The sequence below is a fragment of the Streptomyces sp. CB02056 genome, from assembly GCF_001905545.1.
Classification (GTDB): Bacteria; Actinomycetota; Actinomycetes; order Streptomycetales; family Streptomycetaceae; genus Kitasatospora.
Genome location: NZ_LIPD01000008.1, coordinates 317,517 through 336,641, shown reverse-complemented (window position 1 = coordinate 336,641; position 19,125 = coordinate 317,517). Strand labels below are relative to the sequence as shown.

16 protein-coding genes are annotated in these 19,125 nt (G+C 73.7%); 13 read left to right on the top strand and 3 right to left on the bottom strand.

Annotated features, from left to right (window positions below; all coding sequences use genetic code 11):
* Nucleotides 1–81: 81 nt before the first annotated feature.
* Nucleotides 82–1,029, top strand: coding sequence for a beta-ketoacyl-ACP synthase III (locus AMK13_RS23815; RefSeq protein ID WP_049651545.1), 948 nt, complete (start codon nucleotides 82–84; stop codon nucleotides 1,027–1,029).
* Between the two features lie 248 nt (nucleotides 1,030–1,277).
* Here the strand turns inward: AMK13_RS23815 and AMK13_RS23810 are convergent, their stop codons facing one another.
* Entirely contained in the window at nucleotides 1,278–1,925 is a 648-nt protein-coding gene (locus AMK13_RS23810; RefSeq protein ID WP_049651546.1) for a TetR family transcriptional regulator, read from the bottom strand.
* Between the two features lie 449 nt (nucleotides 1,926–2,374).
* Between AMK13_RS23810 and AMK13_RS23805 the strand changes: the two genes are divergently transcribed.
* Nucleotides 2,375–4,747, top strand: coding sequence for an outer membrane protein assembly factor BamB family protein (locus tag AMK13_RS23805; protein WP_074003998.1), 2,373 nt, complete (start codon nucleotides 2,375–2,377; stop codon nucleotides 4,745–4,747).
* Nucleotides 4,748–4,784: 37 nt separating this feature from the next.
* Here the strand turns inward: AMK13_RS23805 and galE are convergent, their stop codons facing one another.
* On the bottom strand, nucleotides 4,785–5,771 hold the full coding sequence (galE, locus tag AMK13_RS23800; protein ID WP_074003997.1) for a UDP-glucose 4-epimerase GalE: 987 nt from the start codon (nucleotides 5,769–5,771) through the stop codon (nucleotides 4,785–4,787).
* A 204-nt stretch (nucleotides 5,772–5,975) separates the two neighbouring features.
* On the opposite strand from galE, the gene AMK13_RS23795 reads away from it, so the two are divergent.
* A complete protein-coding gene (locus AMK13_RS23795) occupies nucleotides 5,976–7,091 on the top strand; it encodes a S1C family serine protease (protein WP_074004053.1) in 1,116 nt (371 codons plus the stop codon).
* Nucleotides 7,092–7,226: 135 nt separating this feature from the next.
* Here AMK13_RS23795 and AMK13_RS23790 read toward each other — a convergent pair whose 3' ends face one another.
* Nucleotides 7,227–8,396, bottom strand: coding sequence for a sensor histidine kinase (locus tag AMK13_RS23790; protein WP_049657675.1), 1,170 nt, complete (start codon nucleotides 8,394–8,396; stop codon nucleotides 7,227–7,229).
* Between the two features lie 341 nt (nucleotides 8,397–8,737).
* Between AMK13_RS23790 and AMK13_RS23785 the strand changes: the two genes are divergently transcribed.
* Genes AMK13_RS23785 through AMK13_RS23740 form a run of 10 tightly spaced genes read left to right on the top strand, consistent with a single transcriptional unit; the run spans nucleotide 8,738 to nucleotide 18,910 of the window.
* Nucleotides 8,738–9,154, top strand: a complete 417-nt coding sequence (locus tag AMK13_RS23785; RefSeq protein ID WP_049657666.1) for an NADH-quinone oxidoreductase subunit A — start codon at nucleotides 8,738–8,740, stop codon at nucleotides 9,152–9,154.
* Complete coding sequence (locus AMK13_RS23780) at nucleotides 9,145–9,873, top strand: NADH-quinone oxidoreductase subunit B (RefSeq protein WP_074003996.1); 729 nt, start codon at nucleotides 9,145–9,147, stop codon at nucleotides 9,871–9,873. Before AMK13_RS23785 ends, AMK13_RS23780 begins: the two co-directional genes overlap by 10 nt.
* The gene (locus tag AMK13_RS23775; protein WP_074003995.1) at nucleotides 9,870–11,012 is read left to right on the top strand and encodes an NADH-quinone oxidoreductase subunit C; all 1,143 of its coding nucleotides are present in this window, start codon (nucleotides 9,870–9,872) and stop codon (nucleotides 11,010–11,012) included. The genes AMK13_RS23780 and AMK13_RS23775 overlap by 4 nt, the downstream gene beginning before the upstream one ends.
* Nucleotides 11,009–11,968 (top strand): NADH-quinone oxidoreductase subunit NuoH, encoded by a 960-nt coding sequence (gene nuoH, locus AMK13_RS23770; protein ID WP_375876941.1) that lies wholly within the window; start codon nucleotides 11,009–11,011, stop codon nucleotides 11,966–11,968. Before AMK13_RS23775 ends, nuoH begins: the two co-directional genes overlap by 4 nt.
* The gene (locus AMK13_RS23765) at nucleotides 11,965–12,522 is read left to right on the top strand and encodes a NuoI/complex I 23 kDa subunit family protein (RefSeq protein ID WP_074003994.1); all 558 of its coding nucleotides are present in this window, start codon (nucleotides 11,965–11,967) and stop codon (nucleotides 12,520–12,522) included. The genes nuoH and AMK13_RS23765 overlap by 4 nt, the downstream gene beginning before the upstream one ends.
* Nucleotides 12,519–13,247, top strand: coding sequence for an NADH-quinone oxidoreductase subunit J family protein (locus AMK13_RS23760; protein ID WP_074003993.1), 729 nt, complete (start codon nucleotides 12,519–12,521; stop codon nucleotides 13,245–13,247). Before AMK13_RS23765 ends, AMK13_RS23760 begins: the two co-directional genes overlap by 4 nt.
* Entirely contained in the window at nucleotides 13,247–13,639 is a 393-nt protein-coding gene (nuoK, locus tag AMK13_RS23755) for an NADH-quinone oxidoreductase subunit NuoK (protein WP_049660586.1), read from the top strand. The genes AMK13_RS23760 and nuoK overlap by 1 nt, the downstream gene beginning before the upstream one ends.
* Complete coding sequence (locus tag AMK13_RS23750; RefSeq protein ID WP_074003992.1) at nucleotides 13,636–15,699, top strand: NADH-quinone oxidoreductase subunit 5 family protein; 2,064 nt, start codon at nucleotides 13,636–13,638, stop codon at nucleotides 15,697–15,699. Before nuoK ends, AMK13_RS23750 begins: the two co-directional genes overlap by 4 nt.
* Nucleotides 15,700–15,752: 53 nt before the next feature.
* A complete protein-coding gene (locus AMK13_RS23745) occupies nucleotides 15,753–17,309 on the top strand; it encodes a complex I subunit 4 family protein (protein WP_049656601.1) in 1,557 nt (518 codons plus the stop codon).
* A 56-nt stretch (nucleotides 17,310–17,365) separates the two neighbouring features.
* Nucleotides 17,366–18,910: an NADH-quinone oxidoreductase subunit N gene (locus AMK13_RS23740; protein WP_074003991.1), complete on the top strand. Its 1,545-nt coding sequence runs from the start codon at nucleotides 17,366–17,368 to the stop codon at nucleotides 18,908–18,910.
* The last annotated feature ends 215 nt before the right edge of the window (nucleotides 18,911–19,125 follow it).

The following is a 19,125-nucleotide window of genomic DNA, read 5'->3' as shown; positions in this document are numbered from 1 at the left end:
CCACCTCCTACAGATCGAGGGGGCGGATCCTGTCGCCGGTCATACCATGCTGACCAGCGGGTAACCCGGTTCCATGGCAGTATGAGCGGTTCGCGCATTGTGGCACTCGGCCACTACCAGCCCCCCAAGGTCCTCACCAACGACGACCTGGCGGGGCTCGTCGACACCGACGACGAGTGGATCCGCACCCGTGTCGGCATCCGCAGCCGGCACATCGCCGAGGACGAGACCCTGGTCGACCTCGCCACCGAGGCCGCGCAGAAGGCGCTCGCCAACAGCGGTCGGACGGCGGACGAGATCGACCTCGTCGTGGTCGCCACCTGCACCGCGATCGAGCGCAGCCCCAACACCGCCGCCGCCGTGGCCGCCCGGCTGGGCGTGCGCTCGCCGGCCGCGTACGACATCAACACGGTCTGCTCCGGCTTCTCGTACGCCCTGGCCACCGCCGACCACGCGATCCGGGCCGGCTCGGCCCGCCGCGCCCTGGTGATCGGCGCCGAGCGGATGTCCGACACGCTCGACTGGACCGACCGCTCCACCTGCGTGATCTTCGGCGACGGAGCGGGCGCCGCGGTGGTCGAGGCCCAGGAGGAGGGCGCCGAGCCCGGCATCGGGCCGGTGGTCTGGGGCTCCGAGCCCGAGCGGGGCGACGCCGTGGTGATCACCGGCTGGGACCCGGTGATCAGCCAGCAGGGCCAGTCGGTCTTCCGCTGGGCCACCACCCAGCTCGCCCCGCTGGCCCGCCAGGCCTGCGAGCGGGCCGGGATCGCCCCGTCCGAGCTGAAGGGCTTCGTCCCGCACCAGGCCAACCTGCGGATCATCGACGCGATCGCGGGCAAGCTGGGCCTCGGCGAGGACGCGGTGGTGGCCCGGGACGTGGTCCACTCCGGCAACACCTCGGCCGCCTCCATCCCGCTGGCCTTCTCCAAGCTGGTCGAGCGCGGCGAGCTCTCGCCCGGCGACCCGGTCCTGCTCTTCGGCTTCGGCGGCGGGCTGGCCTACGCCGGCCAGGTCGTGCGCTGCCCCTGACCCCGACCCGGCGGCGCCACGAGGCCGCCTGAGGGCCGCCACAAGGCCGCCCGAGGGCGCCGCGAGGCCGTCCGGACCCGAACAACGCCGCTGGGCGGGCACCCTGTCACGGGTGCCCGCCCAGCGGCATGTCTGGCGCGCTTGCGGTACGTCGGCGGACCTCCCCCGAGGACACGGCCGCCGTCCGTCGTTCCCCGGACAGGAGGCCGGGGCTGCGCGCGGAGCGGATGGTGGGTCGGTGGACGGTCCTACTTGGGCGCCTTCTTGCCGGTGACGCCCAGGTACACCAGGGGAGCGAGGTTGGGCTTGAGGTCCTTGACCTTGACGCCCCAGGAGGTGAAGGCCTTCTGGTGCTCGGCCGCCGAGGCGAGCAGCGAGACCAGGGCCCCGGCCACGGCGTTCGGGTCGAGCGACTTGTCGGCCTGACCCTTCGCCTGGAGTTCCCTGACGGCCTCCGCGAGCGGCTTGGCGACCGCGTTGAGGACCGTCATGCGGATCTTGAAGAACCGCTTGTCCCCTTCGGCGGCACCGAGCGTGACCACTCGGAGAATGGCGTCGTTCTTGCGCCAGAAGGCGAGGAATCCGTCGACCAGTTCTTCCGAAGTGGTCGGTCCGGACTTCCCTGCCCAGGACTTTCCGGCCACCAGCTCTTTGAGCTGGTCGGCGTCCTTGGCCATTTCCTCGGCGATTTCGAGGACAGCGCCCTCGACATCCGGGAAGTACTGGTAGAAGGTCGCGGGGGAGGTACCCGCCATACGGGCGACGTCGATGACCTTGACGTCCCGATAGGGCGACGTGCTGAGCATCTCGCGGAGGCAGTCGAGCAGCTTCTGCCGCGTCTCCTGTCCGCGTCGCCCGGCGACGCGACCGTCGACGGTGCGAACTTGTCCTGTCATGCCGTCAGCTTACCGTGGCACGATCTTGGCGCGATTCGGTGATGCGACTATTACTCCGCACGGGGGTTGGTATAGCGGCATGAACCACTTCGGACGGATATTCACCGGGCTTCGAAGCCCCTGTTTGAAGCCCCCCCGTGTGCTTGCGATCTCACAGCGTGACGGCGAGTCCGCTGAGGGGTGATCGGGTGACAGAGCGTGACGATGACCGAAGAGTGCGGTGCCGTCCGGAAGTGGACGGTCCGGAGCCCCGGGCGCAAGCCGCCCCCGGAGCGGGCGTCAGGATCCGGTCGTTCCGTCCTCGCTGGTCAGAGGCCTGTCCGGGGCGTCCTCCGGGCCGGGACGACGTGTTTCAGGGGGTGGGGGAGGTTGGATATGCGCGGGACGGCATTGGAGAATCGGGTCCGGCACCACGCGGCGGGTGCGGACAACGGGGAGGTGGCAGCGGAGTGGACCAGCTGACGGCGCACGATCCGAGGCGGATCGGGCCCTTCGAGGTGCTGGGGCGGCTCGGCGCGGGTGGGATGGGGCTGGTCTACCTGGCGCGTTCCGCGGCCGGGCGGCGGGTGGCCATCAAGACCGTGCGGGGTGAGCTGGCCGAGGACGAGCTGTTCCGGGTCCGCTTCGCCCGGGAGATCGCGGCGGCCAAGACGGTCGGCGGCTTCTACACGGCGGCGGTGGTGGACGCCGACGCGGACGCCCGGGTGCCCTGGCTGGCCACCGCCTACATCCCGGCGCCCTCGCTGGAGGACCTGGTCGAGGAGTGCGGCCCGCTGCCGGTGGAGGCCACCCGCTGGCTGGTCGCCGGCATCGCCGAGGCCCTGGAGTCCATCCACGCGGCCGGGCTGATCCACCGCGACCTCAAGCCCTCCAACGTCCTGGTGGTCGAGGACGGCCCGAAGGTGATCGACTTCGGCATCGCGGCCGGGGTCTCCAGCACCCGGCTCACCATGACCAACGTCGCGGTCGGCACCCCCGCCTACATGTCCCCCGAGCAGGCCCGGGACAGCCGCACCGTCCGGGGCGCCAGCGACGTCTTCTCGCTCGGCTCGCTGATGGTCTTCTGCGCCACCGGGCACCCGCCCTACCGGGGCACCAACCCGGTCGAGACGGTGTTCCAGCTGCTGCGCGAGGAGCCGGACCTGACCGGCATGCCGCCCGAGCTGATGGACCTGGTCCGCCGCTGCATGCAGCAGGCCCCCGAGCGCCGGCCCACCCCGGCGCAGATCCAGACCGAGCTCGCCCCGCACCTCTTCTCCCGGGACGACGCCACCGGCGAGGCCGGGGACTGGCTGCCCGCCCACGCGCTGGAGCTGATCGAGCGCAAGCGGGGCCGGCGCCCGGCCGCCCAGCCGCCGCGCCCGCCGGCCGAGCCGGCCCAGCCGCCCCCGCACCCCCAGGCGCCGCCCGCGCACGTCCCGCCGCAGCACCCCGGCCCGGCCGACCCGCGCACCAATCCGGGCGGGAGGCACGCCCAGCCGCCGGCCGGGCCGGTGCACAGCCTGCCGCAGCGCGCCCCGGGCTCGGACGCCGAGATCCCGACCGCGAAGATCGCCTCCCCGAACCGGCACCGGGCGCCCACCGGCGGCGCCGTCGAGGTGCAGCTCTCCGGCGCCTCCGTCCGGATAGGCCCGGGGCCGCGGGCCGAGCACGAGCAGCCCGGCCCGAGCACCGCCCCGGCCACGACCGACTGGGTCCGCCGGGCCCCCGTCCCGCCGCCCCCGCCGGTCGCCCGCTGGCGCCCCTGGCGGTTCCGGATGTCCAACGACGTCTGGGGCACCCCGGTGGTCGCCGACGGGACGCTGTTCGTCTCCAGCTTCGAGGTGCACGCGCTGGACATCGCCTCCGGCGAGCGCCGCTACAAGACCCGGGACGTGGCCTGGGCGCTCGCGGTGGACGCCGGCCGGGTGCACGCCGCGGACGGCCCGCACCTGTACACCGTGGACGCCGCGGACGGCACCGAGCGCTGGCGCACCTCGCTCGACGGCTGGGTCTACTCGCTCTCCGCCGCCGACGGTGTGCTCTGCTGCGGCATCAGGGGCGGCGGCGTCCAGCTCCGCTCGGCCGCCAACGGCGCCGAGCTGTGGCGCGCCGACGACGCCCAGCAGGACTTCGAGAACCCGCAGTCCGGCCCGGTCCTGGTGGGCGGCGCCGCCTACTACTACGGCGGCGGGCGGCTGCGCTGCGTCGACCCGCGCGGCGCGGGCCTGCGCTGGTCCTTCCCGGTCGGCGAGGAGGTGCCCTCGCACCCGGTCGAGCGCGGCGGCGTGCTGTACGTGTCGGCCGGCACCCGGGTGTACGCGCTGGACGCGGCCAGCGGGGCCGAGCGCTGGCGCTTCGACGCCCCGGTGGTGCTGTTCACCCCGCCCGCCCTGGACGCCGACGCGGTCTACGTGGCCGACTACCTGGGCACGGTCTACGCGCTGGACGCGGCCACCGGCCGGGACCGCTGGCGCGGGGTCACCGGCCGCCGCCAGGGGGCCGACCCGGTGGTGGTCTCGGACGGCATGGTGCTGGTCGGCAACGGCGAGGTGCTGTACGCCTTCGAGGCGGCCACCGGCCGGGAGCGCTGGCGCTACACCGCCCGCGGCGAGATCGTCGGCTCCCCGGCGGTGGCCGACGGCCTGGTGCACCTGGGCAGCCGGGACCACTCGCTGCACACCCTGGACCTGGCCAGCGGTCAGCTGCGCTGGGAGCTCGGCACCAAGGGCGAGCTCACCGGCTCGCCGGTGGCGGTCGGCGGCCGGGTCTTCGTCGGCTCCAAGGACCGCTGCGTGTACGCGCTGGACGCCTTCTACGGCACGGCGGTGCCCGCCCGCTGAACCGCGGGGCGGACACCGCCGGACGGGCGCCGTCGGATCAGGCCCTGCGGGCCCCGGGGTGGCGGCTGCACCAGCCGTCCCACGCGGAGGAGACCATCTCGGTCACGTCGTGGCGGGCGGTCCAGCCCAGCTCGCGGTGGATCAGGTCGGCGGAGGCCACCACCCGGGCCGGGTCGCCGGGGCGGCGCGGGGTCACCTCGGCGGCGGTGTCGTAGCCGGTGACCTTGCCGATCACCGCCAGCATCTCCTTGACGCTGACGCCCTCGCCGCGGCCGATGTTCAGCACCAGGGAGGTCGCGCCGGCCGGGTCGGCGGCCATCCGCTTGGCGGCCGCCACGTGCGCCGAGGCGATGTCGGAGACGTGGATGAAGTCGCGGACGCAGGTGCCGTCCGGGGTCTGGTAGTCGTCGCCGAAGACCCGCGGGGCCTCGCCGGCGGTGAGCCGCTCGAAGACCATCGGGATCAGGTTGAACACCCCGGCGTCGGAGAGCTCGGGGGAGGCGGCGCCGGCCACGTTGAAGTAGCGCAGGGCCACGGTGGACATGCCGTGGGCCTTGCCGGCCGCGGCGACCAGCCACTCGCCGGCCAGCTTGGTCTCGCCGTACGGGCTCATCGGGGCGCAGGGCGTGGACTCGGTGACCAGGTCGACGTCCGGCATGCCGTAGACCGCGGCGGAGGAGGAGAAGAGGAAGCGCTTCACCCCGCCCTCGGCGGCGGCCTCCAGGACGGTCTGGAGGCCGATCATGTTCTCGCGGTAGTACAGGAACGGCTGCTCGACGGACTCGCCGACCTGCTTCTTGGCGGCGAAGTGCAGGATGCCCTCGACGCCGTGCTCGCGGATCGCGGCGTCCAGGGCGGCGCGGTCCAGGGTGGAGCCCTCGATCAGGGGGACGCCGGCCGGCAGCCGGGAGGCGTCGCCGGTGCTGAGGTCGTCCAGGACGGCGACGCGCTCCCCGGCGTCGAGCAGCTGTCGGACGACGTGTCCGCCGATGTATCCGGCACCGCCGGTGATCAACCAAGTCATGTGCCGATCCTAGGGGCGCGCCTCGGGGATCTCCGGCGCACCCGCGTTCGGATCCGGCCGCCACGTTCGGGCGAGTCGAAGCCACAAAGCGGACAAAACGGTGAAAAGCTGACAAGGATTTCCGTGCGCTCATGCCCGCGCCCCCCGGCGTGGTGACGAATCGGAGGCAGCCAGGTGCACCGTCGCAAGGAACACACCAGCCCCCTGCCCGGCGGGCGGCTGCCGGCCGCGGCCGTGGTCGCCGTGGCGGCCGCGCTGGCGCTGGCCGGCTGCAGCAGCGGCACGTCCTCCTCCGCCACCGTCGCCGCCACCGGCTCGCCCTCGTCCCCCGGCTCCACCCAGGCCTCCGCGGCGTCCGGCCAGTCGAACGGCGGGACCCAGCTGCAGGACGCCTACCAGGCGGTGATCGCCAACGTGCTGCCCTCCGTGGTGCAGATCACCACCGGCGACAGCCTCGGCTCCGGGATCGTCTACGACGACAAGGGCGACATCGTCACCAACGCCCACGTGGTCGGCTCCGCGAAGACCTTCACGGTGACCCTCGCCAACAGCACCACGACGCTGGACGCCGGCCTGGTCGCCAGCTACCCCGACTCCGACCTCGCGGTGATCCGGCTGAACAACCCGCCGAGCGGTCTCCGGCCGGCCAGCTTCGGCGACTCGGGCAAGGTCCAGCTCGGCCAGATCACCCTCGCCATGGGCAGCCCGCTGGGGCTCTCCAGCAGCGTCACCCAGGGCATCGTCTCGGCCACCGGGCGGACCGTCTCCGAACCCCAGGGCCCCGGCTCGCCGGGCGCCACCATCGGCAACATGGTGCAGACCTCGGCGGCGATCAACCCGGGCAACAGCGGCGGCGCGCTGGTGAACCTGGACAGCAAGGTGATCGGCATCAACACGCTCGCCGCGACCGAGCCGCAGAGCAACGGCGCGGCCGCCCCCGGCATCGGCTTCGCCATCCCGGCGAGCACCATCACCAACATCGCCGACCAGCTGATCAAGCAGGGCAAGGTCACCAACTCCGGCCGGGCCGCGCTCGGCATCACCGCCCGGACCAGCTTCAACCAGCAGTTCCAGCCGGCCGGCGCGGTCATCGTGGCGGTCACCCCGGGCGGGGCGGCGGCCTCGGCGGGGCTCCGGGCCGGCGACGTCATCACCAGGATCGGCGACACCCAGGTCGACTCGCTGAACGCGCTCACCACCGCGCTCGCCTCGCTCACCCCGGGCAGCAAGGTCACCGTCACCTACACCCGGGACGGCGGCAGCAAGACCGCCGACGTCACCCTCGGCGAACTGGAAGGCGCCCAGACCTCCTCCCCCTGAGCCCCGGTACGGGGACGCCGGGCCGCACGCCGCGCAAGGGTTCAGCGGGCCGGGTGCCGTACCGGAACGGCGCCGGGACCTCGTCTTCGCCTCGACGAGGTCCCGGCGCCCTACTGTGCCGTGCTGTTCCCGTGGTCAGCGGCGAGCCGTGCGGGTGCGCCAGGGCAGCTCGACGGTGACGGTGGTCGGGCCGCCGTCGGGGCTGTCCACCAGGAAGACCCCGTCCACCGCGCGGATCCGCTCGGCCAGCCCGGCCAGGCCGCTGCCCGGGTACGGGGCCGCGCCGCCCTTGCCGTCGTCCTGGACCAGCACCATCAGCTGGTTGTCCGAGCGCCAGACCTCGACCGTGGCGGAGCGGGCGCCGGCGTGCTTGGAGACGTTGGTCAGCAGCTCGCTGACGGTGAAGTAGGCGATGCCCTCGACCGCCGAGTCCGGGCGCTCGGGCTGCCCGTCCGGGCCGCTCAGGTCAACGCTCACCCGGACCCCGCCGGGGACGGTGCAGCGGGCGGCGACCGAGGACAGCGCGGCGTCCAGGCCGCGGTCGGTGAGCACCGCCGGGTGGATGCCGCGGGCCAGGTCGCGCAGCTCCTGGAGGGCCAGCTTCACCTCGCCGTGGGCGTTGTCGACCATCTTCGCGGCGGCCGCCATGTCGTCCTCGGACTCCACCTCGCGCAGCCGCTCCTTGGCCATGCCGAGGTCCATCGCCAGGGCGACCAGCCGGGCCTGGGCGCCGTCGTGCAGGTCGCGCTCGATCCGGCGCAGGTCGGCGGCGGCGGTGTCGACCACGGTGCCGCGGTCGTCCTCCAGCTCGCGCACCCGCTCGGCCAGGGCGCCCGGGAAGAGCAGCGACTCGATCAGGATGCGGTCGACCGAGGCCAGCCCGCGGATCACCCAGGGCAGCACCGGCCAGAGCACAATCACCGAGACCAGGGTCAGGGCGAAGCTGAGCACGCCCCAGGGCAGCATCAGCACGTTGTAGAGCGCCGAGCGCCAGTTCAGCAGGTCGGTGAGCTGGGCGATGGTGTAGCCGACCACCCCCGGGCGGCGCGGCTTCACCGGCTCCGGCTCGTCGATCGCGGAGCCGTACGCGGCGCGCGCCCGCCGCCGGCCCAGCGTGCCCAGGGAGCGCGAGACGGCCAGGCCGCCGGCCAGCATCGGCAGGCCGAGCACGGTGACCGACAGGCCCAGGCCGACCGACAGCGCGGTCATGGCCAGCACGAAGCCGAAGATGCCGAGCGGCAGGTTCAGCAGCAACTGGCCGACCTGGTGCCACATCCTCGTGCCGTACAGCGGTGGGCGCTCCATCCGGGCGTCCTGCTCCTTGATGGCGTCCACGGCGCGGTGCAGCGGCTTCATGCGGATCTACCGTCCCTACTTCGTCGTGCGGCTGGACCAAGCTTCCCGAACCGGGAGCGGTGGGGGCCATGGGGGTGATACATCTTCCCGGCCGGGGGTTAACCCCACCCCCGCGCCCGGTCACCGGACGCCCGCCCGGGTGTCCACCGGCCGTCTTGCGGAGCGGGCAGGGTTCGGGCGGAGCGGAGCGGTCCCCTTAGACTCACGCTTTGGCCATGGTTGGGCCGGTGAGAGCAAACGTCGTAGAACTGTCTTGAGGGCGGGTTCACGGCCGAGGTGGAGGCGAAGGCATGGAGGGGAAGCACGCGGCTGCCGTCGCGGCCGACCCGGCGGTCGGCAGCGGCTACTTCGACGCGTACGCCGCGATGGGCCTGATGGCCGTCGTCGGGGTGCTCTTCGTCGCCGTGGCGTTCACCGCCAACCGGCTGCTGCGGCCCGTGGTGTACTCGCCCGAGAAACTCCTCGCCTACGAGTGCGGGGTGGACCCGGTGGGCGAGGACTGGGCGCACACCCAGATCCGCTACTACGTGTACGCCTTCCTGTACGTGATCTTCGCGGTGGACGCGATCTACCTGTTCCCCTGGGCGACCGTCTTCGCCACCGCCGGGTACGGCGCCGGGACGCTGATCGAGATGTTCCTGTTCATCGGCTTCCTCGCGGTCGGGCTGCTCTACGCCTGGAAGAAGGGCGTTCTGGAATGGACGTGACGCACTCCCACTCGCACGGCGGCGCACAGGGCGGTCCCGTCCCGCTCGGCCTGCCGGACCCCGCGCGCCCCGGTGCCGTCGAGCGCCGCGGCCTCGGCCCGCTGGCCCGGCTCGCGCCGGACCCGGTCAAGGTGGTGCTCAACTGGGGGCGCCGCTACAGCCTCTGGTGCTTCAACTTCGGGCTGGCCTGCTGCGCGATCGAGTTCATCGCCGCCTCCATGGCCAAACACGACTTCATCCGGATGGGTGTCATCCCGTTCGCGCCCGGACCCCGTCAGGCTGATCTGATGATCGTCTCCGGGACGGTCACCGACAAGATGGCGCCCGCCGTCAAGCGCCTCTACGAGCAGATGCCCGAGCCGAAGTACGTCATCTCCTTCGGCGCCTGCTCCAACTCCGGCGGCCCCTACTGGGACTCCTATTCGGTCACCAAGGGCGTGGACCAGATCATCCCGGTGGACGTCTACGTGCCCGGCTGCCCGCCGCGGCCGGAGGCGCTGCTCCAGGGCATCCTCAAGCTCCAGGAGAAGATCGCCGCCGAGTCCCTGCCGGACCGCTACACCGTGCCCGCGCCCGCGGCGGCGCTGCGCCGGCCGCTGGTGGCCGGGCCTTCGGGGGCTTCCGCGGCCGGTACCGCGAGCGGCTCCGCGGCAGGCTCCGCACCCGGGACCGCGGCCGGTTCCGCGGCCGGCGCTTCGACCGAGGGAGGGGTCTCGTGACATCCGCCGAGCAGTACGCGGCGTCGGTCGGGGAGTGGGCGACCGGCGCCGAGGCGTACGGGCTGGTCACCGTCGACGTCCCCGCCGAGCACTGGACCGAGGCGCTCACCAACGCCCGGGACGTCCTGGGCCTGGGCTTCTTCGACTGGCTGAGCGCCGTCGATGAGCTCGCCGAGGGCTTCTCCGTGGTCGCGCACCTGGCCGCCGTCGAGGCGCCCGGCGTCCGGCACCTCGCGCTGCGCACCCGGGTGCCGCGCGACCGGGCCGCGCTGCCGACCGCCGTCCCGGTGTACGCCGGTGCCTCCTGGCACGAGCGCGAGACCCACGAGATGTTCGGCATCGACTTCCCCGGGCACCCCCACCTGGCCACCCTGCTGCTGCCGGACGGCTTCGAGGGGAACCCGCTGCGCAAGGAGTTCGTGCTCGCGGCCCGGGTCGCCAAGGACTGGCCGGGCGCCAAGGAGCCCGGCGAGTCCGACCACGGCGCCGGGCCGGCCCGGCGCAAGATGCAGCCGGCCGGTGTGCCGGACCCGAACGAGTGGGGGCCGCTCAAGGGCACCCTGCCGCCGGTCGCCGAGCGGCCCGCGCGCGGTGCGCGGGCGGCGGGGGCGGCGGCGCGGACGCCCCGGGCGGCTGCGGGCGCGGGTGCCGGTGCTGGTGCGGCCGGTGCGGGTGCGGCTGCCGCGGGCGCCGAGGGCGGTGCCCCGGTGCGGGCGGACCGGCCGCGGCGGACCCGGTCGGTGTCGGAGGGGTCGGCGAGCCAGGCGGGCGCCGAGGCTCCCGCGGCCGCTCCGGCCGAGGGCGCCCCGCCGGTGCGGGCGGACCGGCCGCGACGGACCCGGTCGGTGTCCGAGGGGTCGGCCAGTCAGACGGCCGCCGAGGCTCCCGCCGAACCGGCCGCCGAGCCGACGGCCGAGCCCGCGGCTCCCGTACGGCCCCGGCCTTCCGACGCGCCCCGGTCCTCCGACGCGCCCTGGCACAACCCGGTGCCCGCCCACGAGGAGAAGCCGTCGGGCGAGAAGCCGGGCGAGCCCGCTGAACCCGCTGAACCCGTTGAGCCCGCCGAGCCGGGCAAGCCGGTCGAGCAGAAGGACGAGACCTCGGCCGGACCGGCCGACCAGGACGGAGAAGGCGCGTGAACCTGCTCGACACGGTGCTGCGCTGCGTCGCCACCCTCGTCGTCTTCCTGGTCCTCCCGCTGGTCATCGGCCAGACCGAGCACAAGGTCATGGCGCACATGCAGGGCCGGCTCGGCCCGATGTACGCGGGCGGCTTCCACGGCTGGGCGCAGCTCGTCGCGGACGGCGTGAAGTTCGCGCAGAAGGAGGACATCGTCCCGGCCGGGGCGGACCGCCGGGTCTTCCAGCTGGCGCCCGCCGTCTCGCTGCTGCCGTACCTCTTCGTGCTGCTGGCGATCCCGGTCGGCCCGGACGGCTTCGTCGGCCAGGCGATCGACGCCGGGCTGTTCTTCGTGCTCGCCGTGATGGGCGTCGGCGTGATCGGCAAGCTGATGGCCGGCTGGGCCTCGGCGAACAAGTTCTCGCTGCTCGGCGGCCTGCGCACGGCCGCGCAGCTGATGTCGTACGAGCTGCCGCTGGTGCTGGCGGCGGCCTCGGTGGCGATGGCCGCCGGCACGCTGTCGCTGCCCGGGATCGTGGACGCCTGGGAGTGGTACTGGCTGCCCTGGCAGCTGATCGGGGCGTTCGTCTTCTTCACGGCCGGTCTGGCCGAACTCCAGCGCCCGCCGTTCGACATGCCGATCGCCGACTCGGAGATCATCTTCGGCGCGTACACCGAGTACACCGGCCTGCGGTTCGCCCTGTTCCTGCTGTCCGAGTACGTGGGCATCCTGGTGGTGTCCGCACTGACCGCGGTGCTCTTCCTGGGCGGCTGGCACGGACCGCTGCCGGACCAGCTCGGCTGGCTCTGGATGCTCCTCAAGACCTTCGCGCTGGCCTTCGTGGTCATCTGGCTGCGGGTCACCTACCCGCGTCTGCGCGAGGACCAGCTGATGCGTTTCGCGTGGACGGTGCTGATCCCGCTCGCGCTGGTCCAGCTGGCCCTCACCGGCATCATCAAGGTGGCGATCTCATGAGTTTCCCCGGTATCGGGCTCGCCAAGGGCCTGGCCGTGACGCTGCGGACGATGACGAGGAAGAGCGTCACCGCGCAGTACCCCGACGTGCAGCCGGTGCTGCCGCCGCGTTCGCGCGGCGTCATCGCGCTGCTGGAGGAGAACTGCACGGTCTGCATGCTCTGCGCGCGCGAGTGCCCGGACTGGTGCATCTACATCGACTCCCACAAGGAGACGCTGCCGGCCGCCGAGCCGAACGCCCGGGCCCGCACCCGCAACGTGCTGGACCGGTTCGCCATCGACTTCTCGCTCTGCATGTACTGCGGGATCTGCATCGAGGTCTGCCCCTTCGACGCGCTGTTCTGGTCGCCGGAGTTCGAGTACGCGGAGACCGACATCCACGAGCTGACCCACGAGCGGGAGAAGCTCCGCGAGTGGATGTGGACCGTCCCCGCGCCGCCGGCGCTGGACCCGGCGGCCGAGGAGCCCAAGGAGATGGCCACCGCGCGCAAGACCGCGGACAAGCTGGCGGCCGCCGCCGCGGCGGCCCTCGAGGAGAAGGGTGACGACGCGTGACCGGTGCCACCACGCTTCTCGCGGCGACCGGCTCCCTGGAGCCGGCCGCCCGTTCGTTCCTGTCCCCGACCGGGCAGGAGATCGTCTTCCTGCTGGTCGGGATCGCCGTGCTCGGCTCGGCCGTGGTCTCGGTGACCACCCGGCAGCTGGTGCACGCCGCGCTCTGGCTGGTGGTCGCGCTCGGCGGGCTGGCGGTGGAGTTCCTGCTGCTCACGGCCGAGTTCATCGCCTGGGTGCAGGTGCTGATCTACCTCGGCTCGGTGGTCGTCCTGGTGCTGTTCGGGCTGATGCTCACCAAGGCGCCGATCGGGCGCTCGCCGGACGCCGACTCCAAGAACCGCTGGGTGGCCCTGGTCGTGGCGCTGGCCGCGGCCGGGACGCTGGTCACGCTGGTGGTCGACGCCTTCCGGACCTCCTGGATCGACCTCGGCCAAGGCGGCGGCTCGGCCGCCGTCACCGGGGCCAGCCTGTTCCGGCACTGGGTGCTGCCCTTCGAGGCGCTGTCCGTGCTGCTGCTGGCGGCGCTGGTCGGCGCGATCGTGCTGTCGCGCGGCTCGGGGCGGCGGGTGCCGCCGCCCCGGGCGGGCAGGCTGCGCGCCGGGCGGCCGGTCGGGTCCAACGGGACGGTCGCCGCGAACGCGGCCGCGAACGTGAACGCGACGACTACGGCCGCTCCCGCTGCTCCGTCCGCGCCGTCCGCGCCGTCCGCGTCGGAGGAGAGCTGATGCACCTCGCCTACCCCGCCGTCCTCGCCGCGCTGCTGTTCAGCGTCGGCGTGTACGGCGTGCTCGCCCGGCGCAACGCCGTCCTGGTGCTGATGTCCGTCGAGCTGATGCTCAACGCCGTCAACCTCAACCTGGTCGCCTTCGACGCGTGGCTGCGGGACTCGCTGCACGCCGGGCAGGCGCTCACCCTGTTCACCATCACCGTCGCCGCCGCCGAGGTCGGGCTGGGGCTCGCCATCGTCCTGCTGCTGTTCCGGGCCCGGGGCACCGCGGACATCGACCGGGCCACCGCGCTCGGCGACCCGGGCGAGGCGCTCGCCGTCGAGGAGACGCCGGTCGGCGCCGGGACGCCGACCGGAGCCGAGGCACTGAAGGGCCAGGCCGCCGCATGAACCTCGCCCTGCCCGTACTCGTCCCCGCGCTGCCCGCGCTCGGCGCCGCCGCGACCCTGGCCGTCGGCCGGAAGGCGCCCGGGCTGGCCCGGCCGCTGGCGATCGTCCCGGTCGCCGTCGCGGCCGTGCTCGCCCTGGTGGTCGCCCTCCAGCTCGGCACCGGCCGGACCCTGGACGCCGGCACCCGGCTCACCCCGACCGGCGGCCCGGACGTCACGCTCGGCCTCCACCTGGACGGCTTCAGCTCGCTGATCTCCGTGCTGGTCGGCCTGGTTGCCACCTGCGTCCAGGTCTACTCGACCGCGTACCTCAAGGAGGACCCGCGCTACCCCTCGTACGCGGCGCTGGTCTCGCTGTTCACCGCGGCGATGTTCCTGGTGGTCTACTCGGGCGACCTGATCGTGCTGCTGGTCGGCTGGGAGGTCATGGGCCTGTGCTCGTACTTCCTGATCGGCCACCACTGGGAGACCGCGGACGCCCGCTCGGCCTCGCTGAAGGCCTTCCTGGTCACCAAGCTCGGTGACGTGCCGTTCCTGTTCGGGATCTTCCTGCTCGGCGCGGACGCCGGCAGCTTCCGCGTCCCGGACGTGCTGGCGGCCGCGACGGAGGGCCGGCTCGGGCACCCGACGCTGACCGCGCTGCTGCTGCTCGCCGGCGTGGCCGGCAAGAGCGCCCAGTTCCCGCTGCACACCTGGCTCCCGGACGCGATGGCCGGCCCGACCCCGGTGTCCGCGCTGATCCACGCCGCCACCATGGTCGCGGCCGGCATCTACCTGGTCGCCCGGCTGCTGCCGGTGTTCCTGCTGTCGGGCGCGGCGCTGGTCGTGCTCGCGGTGATGGCCGCCGTGACGATGATCGGCTCGGCGCTCTGCGCGCTCGCCCAGGACGACCTCAAACGGGTGCTCGCCTACTCCACCGTCGGCCAGCTCGGCTACATGGCCGGCGCGCTGGCCAGCGGGGACCGCGAGGCCTCGGTCTTCCACCTGGTCAGCCACGGCGCGTTCAAGGCGCTGCTGTTCCTGGCCGCCGGCGTGGTGATCCACGCCGCGCACACCAACTCGATCTCCGCGATGTCCCGAATGCCCGGGCTGCGCAAGCGGGTGCCGGACGCCTACTGGACGACGGGCATCGCGCTCGTCGCCCTGGTCGGGCTGCCGCCGTTCTCCGGCTTCTTCAGCAAGGAGGCGGTGCTGACCGCCGCCGAGCACGCCGCCAACGGGGAGGCGCTGACCAACGGGCTCGGCCCGGCCTCGGCGGTGCCGCAGGCGGCCGGGTGGATCGTGTTGATCTCCGCCGGGCTCACCGCGCTGCTCACCGCCGCGTACGCGACCAGGCTCTTCCTGCTGGCGTTCCACAGCCCGGCCGGGGCCGCCGTGCCGACGGCCGCGGCCGCCAAGGCCCGGGTCCAGGCCCTGGCACCGGCCGACCACGAGGCCGGCGCGCCGTACTCGCCCGAGCCCGACGAGGCCGACCCGGCCACCGCCGAGCCGCCCGCGATGCGCTGGCCGCTCTGGGTGCTGGCCGTGCCGACCATGGGCTTCGGCATCGTCGGCCTGCGCTCGGACTGGCTGCCCGCGCTCCTGGACGGCGGCTCGCTGCGGCCCTCCGCGGTCACCGCCGTCACCGGGACCGGGCTCGCCGCGGTCGGCGTGATCGCCGCGTACGGCGCCTGGCGCTCGGCGACCGCCCGGCTGGGCACCGGCCGCCCGGCCCCGGCCGGAGGCTGGGGGAGGGTGCCCGAGCAGGGCGGAGCCCCGGCCGCCGAGGTGATCGTCGCCGACCCCGGGCGCACCCTGCTGGGCCCGCTGTTCGGCCCGGCCCGGCACGGCTTCGGCGTCGACCGGCTCTACCACGCGCTGTTCGTCCGCCCGGTGGGCGCCGCCGCGAAGCTGGTCCGCTTCCTCGACCGCGAGGTCGTCGAGACCTACGTGCGCGGCAGCGGAGCGGGCGCCAACCTGCTCGGCCGGGTCGTCCGGCTCGCGCAGACCGGCAACGCGCAGACGTACCTCAGCGCCCTGCTGGCCGGCGTCGTCCTGCTGGCCGTCCTGGTGGCGGTGTAGCCGGTGCTGCTGTCCTCGACCTCCGCCACCTCGACCGCTGCTGGGAGCCCCCGATGAACGCAGTCCTCATCGCCCTCCTGCTGCTGCCGCTGCTCGGTGCCGCACTCACCCTGGCGCCGGTGTTCGGGCCGGACCGGGCCGTGGCCGACCGGCGGGCCCTGCGGCTGAACACCGTCGTCACCGGCGCGGTGCTCCTGCTCGCCGTCGCCCTCGCGGCCGGCTTCGACCACGACGAACCCGCCCGGATGCAGGCCACCACCGACGTGTCCTGGATCCCGGCCCTGCACGTGCGCCTCCACCTCGGCGTGGACGGCGTCTCGCTGCCGCTGGTCGTGCTGACCGCGCTGCTCACCTTCCTCTGCGCGCTGTACTCGGAGAAGCGGCTGCCGGACGGGGAGACCGTGCCCTCGGCGCAGGCCTTCGTCGGGCTGTTCCTCCTGCTCGAGGTCGGCATGCTCGCCACCTTCGCGGTCCTGGACCTCCTGCTCTTCTTCCTGGCCTTCGAGATCGTGCTGATCCCGATGTACTTCCTGATCGCCCGCTGGGGGAGCGGCGCGAAGGTGCCGTCCGCCAACCGCTTCATCCTCTACACGCTGCTCGGCTCGGCCGTGATGCTGCTCGGCTTCCTGCTGATCGGCAGCAAGGCCGGCACCTTCGACATGCAGGCCCTGGCCGCCGCGCACGGCAGCGGCCTGAGCCACACCACCCAGGTGATCGCCGCGCTGGCGATCCTGGTCGGGCTCGCGGTCAAGGCCCCCGCCTGGCCGCTGCACAGCTGGCTCCCCGACGCGCACACCGCCGCCCCGACGGTGGGCTCGGTGCTGCTCGCCGGCGTGCTGCTGAAGATGGGCACCTACGGCCTGGTCCGCGTCCTCCTCCCGGTCGTGCCGGACGGCGCCGCCACCCTGGCCCCCTACCTGGGAGCCTTCGCGGCCGTCGGCATCGTCTACGGCTCACTGGCCTGCCTGGCGCTGGCCCGCCCCGGCGCCAAGGGCGACCTCAAGCGCCTGATCGCGTACTCCTCCGTCGGCCACATGGGCTTCGTGCTGCTCGGCATCGCCTCCCTCACCCCGGTGGGCGTCAACGGCGCGCTGTTCGCCAACATCGCCCACGGCCTGATCACCGGCCTGCTGTTCTTCGTCGTCGGCGCGCTCAAGGACCGCTACGGAACGGCCGACCTCGACACCCTGGCCGGCACCACCGGCGCCGCCCTGTACGGCCGGGCCCCGCGGCTCGGCGTACTGCTCGCCTTCGCCGCCGTCGCCAGCCTCGGGCTGCCCGGCCTGGCCGGCTTCTGGGGCGAGCTGCTCGCCATGTTCGGCGCGTTCGACCCGGCCGCCGGCCTGTCGCGCCCCGCGTTCGTCACCTACATGGTCCTGGCCGGCCTCGGCACCCTCCTCACCGCCGCGTACCTCCTGATCGTGGTCAAGCGCGTCTGCATGGGCGACCCCGAGCAGCCCGCCCCGGTGGCCGAGCTCGCCGACCTGCGCCCGTACGAGGCCGTCAGCTGGACGCCGCTGGCCGCGCTCACCCTGCTCGCCGGACTCTGGCCCGCGCTGCTGCTCGGCCTCTCCGACCCCGCCGTCAAGCACCTCCTCGGGGGTGGCTGACCGTGCTCGCAGCCCAGACCGCCGCACTCGGACCTCACTCCACGGGGCAGCACACTGTGACCTCCCTCGCCGTAGCCAACCCGGGCAGCCTGATCCAGTCCGTGGACTGGGTGGCGATCGCGCCCCCGCTGATCGCCGCCGTGGCCGCCCTCGCCGTGCTGCTCACGGACCTGTTCCTGCCCGAGCGGCACAAGAAGTGGCTCGGCCGCCTCACCGCGGCCGGACTCGCCCTCGCCCTCATCGCGCTCCTTCCCCTCACCGGATCGTCACCCCGCGCCACCTTCTGCGTGCAGAACGTAGCAGGGGGGTCCGACAACGGCGGCTGCTCGTACGTCGCCGACCACTTCGCCCTGGTGTTCCAGCTGCTCGCCCTCGGCGGCGCGCTGATCGCGGCCCTGCTGTCGACGCACACCGTGGAGGACGAGAAGCTGCCGCGCGGCGAGTACTGGTTCCTGCTGCTCTCCAGCGCCACCGGCGCCGCCCTGCTGCCCGCCTCCCGGGACCTCGCCACCATGGTGATCGCCCTGGAGGTCGCCTCGCTGCCCGCCTTCGCCCTGGTCGCGCTGCGCCGGGACGGCCGGGGCGCCGAGGCCGCGTTCAAGTTCTTCGTCTCCTCGGTGACCGCGACCGCCGTGATGCTGCTCGGCGTCGGCTTCGTCTACGCGGCGAGCGGCAGCCTGCACCTCGGGGCCGTCGCCCAGGGCCTGGAGCACGCCCCCGGACAGCTCAGGCCGCTGGCCGAGGCGGGCGCGGTGCTCACCCTGGTCGGCTTCGCCTTCAAGGTCGCCGCCGTCCCGTTCCACTTCTGGGTGCCCGACACCTACACCGGCGCCCCGCTGCCGGTGGCCGGCTACCTCTCGGTGGTCGGCAAGGCGGCCGGCCTGTCCGGGCTCGCGCTCGCCACCACCGTCGCCTTCCGCCCGTACGCCCACACCTGGGGCCTGGTGCTCGCGGTGCTGGCCGCCGTCACCATGACCGTCGGCAACGTCGGCGCGCTGCGGCAGCGCTTCGACACCCGGTACAGCGCGGTGCGGCTGCTCGCCTGGTCCTCGGTCGGCCAGGCCGGGTACCTGCTGGTGCCGCTCGCCGCGGCCGGCTACGCGCCCACCGGCGTCGACCCGCTCGGCGCCACCGCCGCGTACGCGCTGATCTACGGCGTGGTGAACCTCGGCGCCTTCGGGGTGGTCGCCGCCGTCGGCCGCCGGGCCGGGACCAGCGTGGACGACTTCCGCGGCCTGTTCGCCCGCAACCGCTGGACGGCGCTGGCGCTCGCCTTCTTCCTGCTCTGCCTGGCCGGGCTGCCGCCGGGCGTGGTCGGCCTGTTCGGCAAGGTCGTGGTGTTCCGCGCGGCGGTCGACGCCGGGCTGGGCTGGCTCGCCGTGGTGATGGCCGTCAACGTGGTCGTCGCCCTGTACTACTACCTGCTCTGGACGGCCCGGCTGTTCGCCCCGGCGGGCGACGCGCCCCTCGACGCGGCCGCCGCCGGGCACCGCCTGCCGGTGAGCCTCACCGCGACGCTGGGGCTCACCGCCTCCGCCGCCGTGGTCCTCTCGGTGGCGCCGCAGCTGGTCCTCCAGGTGGCGGGCGGCTCGCTGTTCTGAGCCCGGGCCGGGCCGGGCCGTGGTTCCGGGCCCGGGTCGGGCCGATCCGGGGGTGAGGCCGGGCCGCTCCGCCGTGACGGCCCGGTGACGGTGCGGTGGTACCGGGGGTGAAGCCCGGCGGTGTCACGTCGGTCACAAGGGAACAAGGTCCCCGGCCCCACCCGTTGACCGGGCAAGAGGGACGAGGCAGAAAGGGCTTCCCCACCGCACCATTG

Excerpts from the sequence above, each read along its gene's own strand:
- AMK13_RS23815 (WP_049651545.1), top strand. The coding sequence starts at position 82 with ATGAGCGGTTCGCGCATTGTGGCACTCGGCCACTACCAGCCCCCCAAG.
- AMK13_RS23810 (WP_049651546.1), bottom strand. The coding sequence starts at position 1,925 with ATGACAGGACAAGTTCGCACCGTCGACGGTCGCGTCGCCGGGCGACGC.
- galE (WP_074003997.1), bottom strand. The coding sequence starts at position 5,771 with ATGACTTGGTTGATCACCGGCGGTGCCGGATACATCGGCGGACACGTC.
- AMK13_RS23790 (WP_049657675.1), bottom strand. The coding sequence starts at position 8,396 with ATGGAGCGCCCACCGCTGTACGGCACGAGGATGTGGCACCAGGTCGGC.
- AMK13_RS23785 (WP_049657666.1), top strand. The coding sequence starts at position 8,738 with ATGGAGGGGAAGCACGCGGCTGCCGTCGCGGCCGACCCGGCGGTCGGC.
- AMK13_RS23780 (WP_074003996.1), top strand. The coding sequence starts at position 9,145 with ATGGACGTGACGCACTCCCACTCGCACGGCGGCGCACAGGGCGGTCCC.
- AMK13_RS23765 (WP_074003994.1), top strand. The coding sequence starts at position 11,965 with ATGAGTTTCCCCGGTATCGGGCTCGCCAAGGGCCTGGCCGTGACGCTG.
- nuoK (WP_049660586.1), top strand. The coding sequence starts at position 13,247 with ATGCACCTCGCCTACCCCGCCGTCCTCGCCGCGCTGCTGTTCAGCGTC.
- AMK13_RS23750 (WP_074003992.1), top strand. The coding sequence starts at position 13,636 with ATGAACCTCGCCCTGCCCGTACTCGTCCCCGCGCTGCCCGCGCTCGGC.
- AMK13_RS23745 (WP_049656601.1), top strand. The coding sequence starts at position 15,753 with ATGAACGCAGTCCTCATCGCCCTCCTGCTGCTGCCGCTGCTCGGTGCC.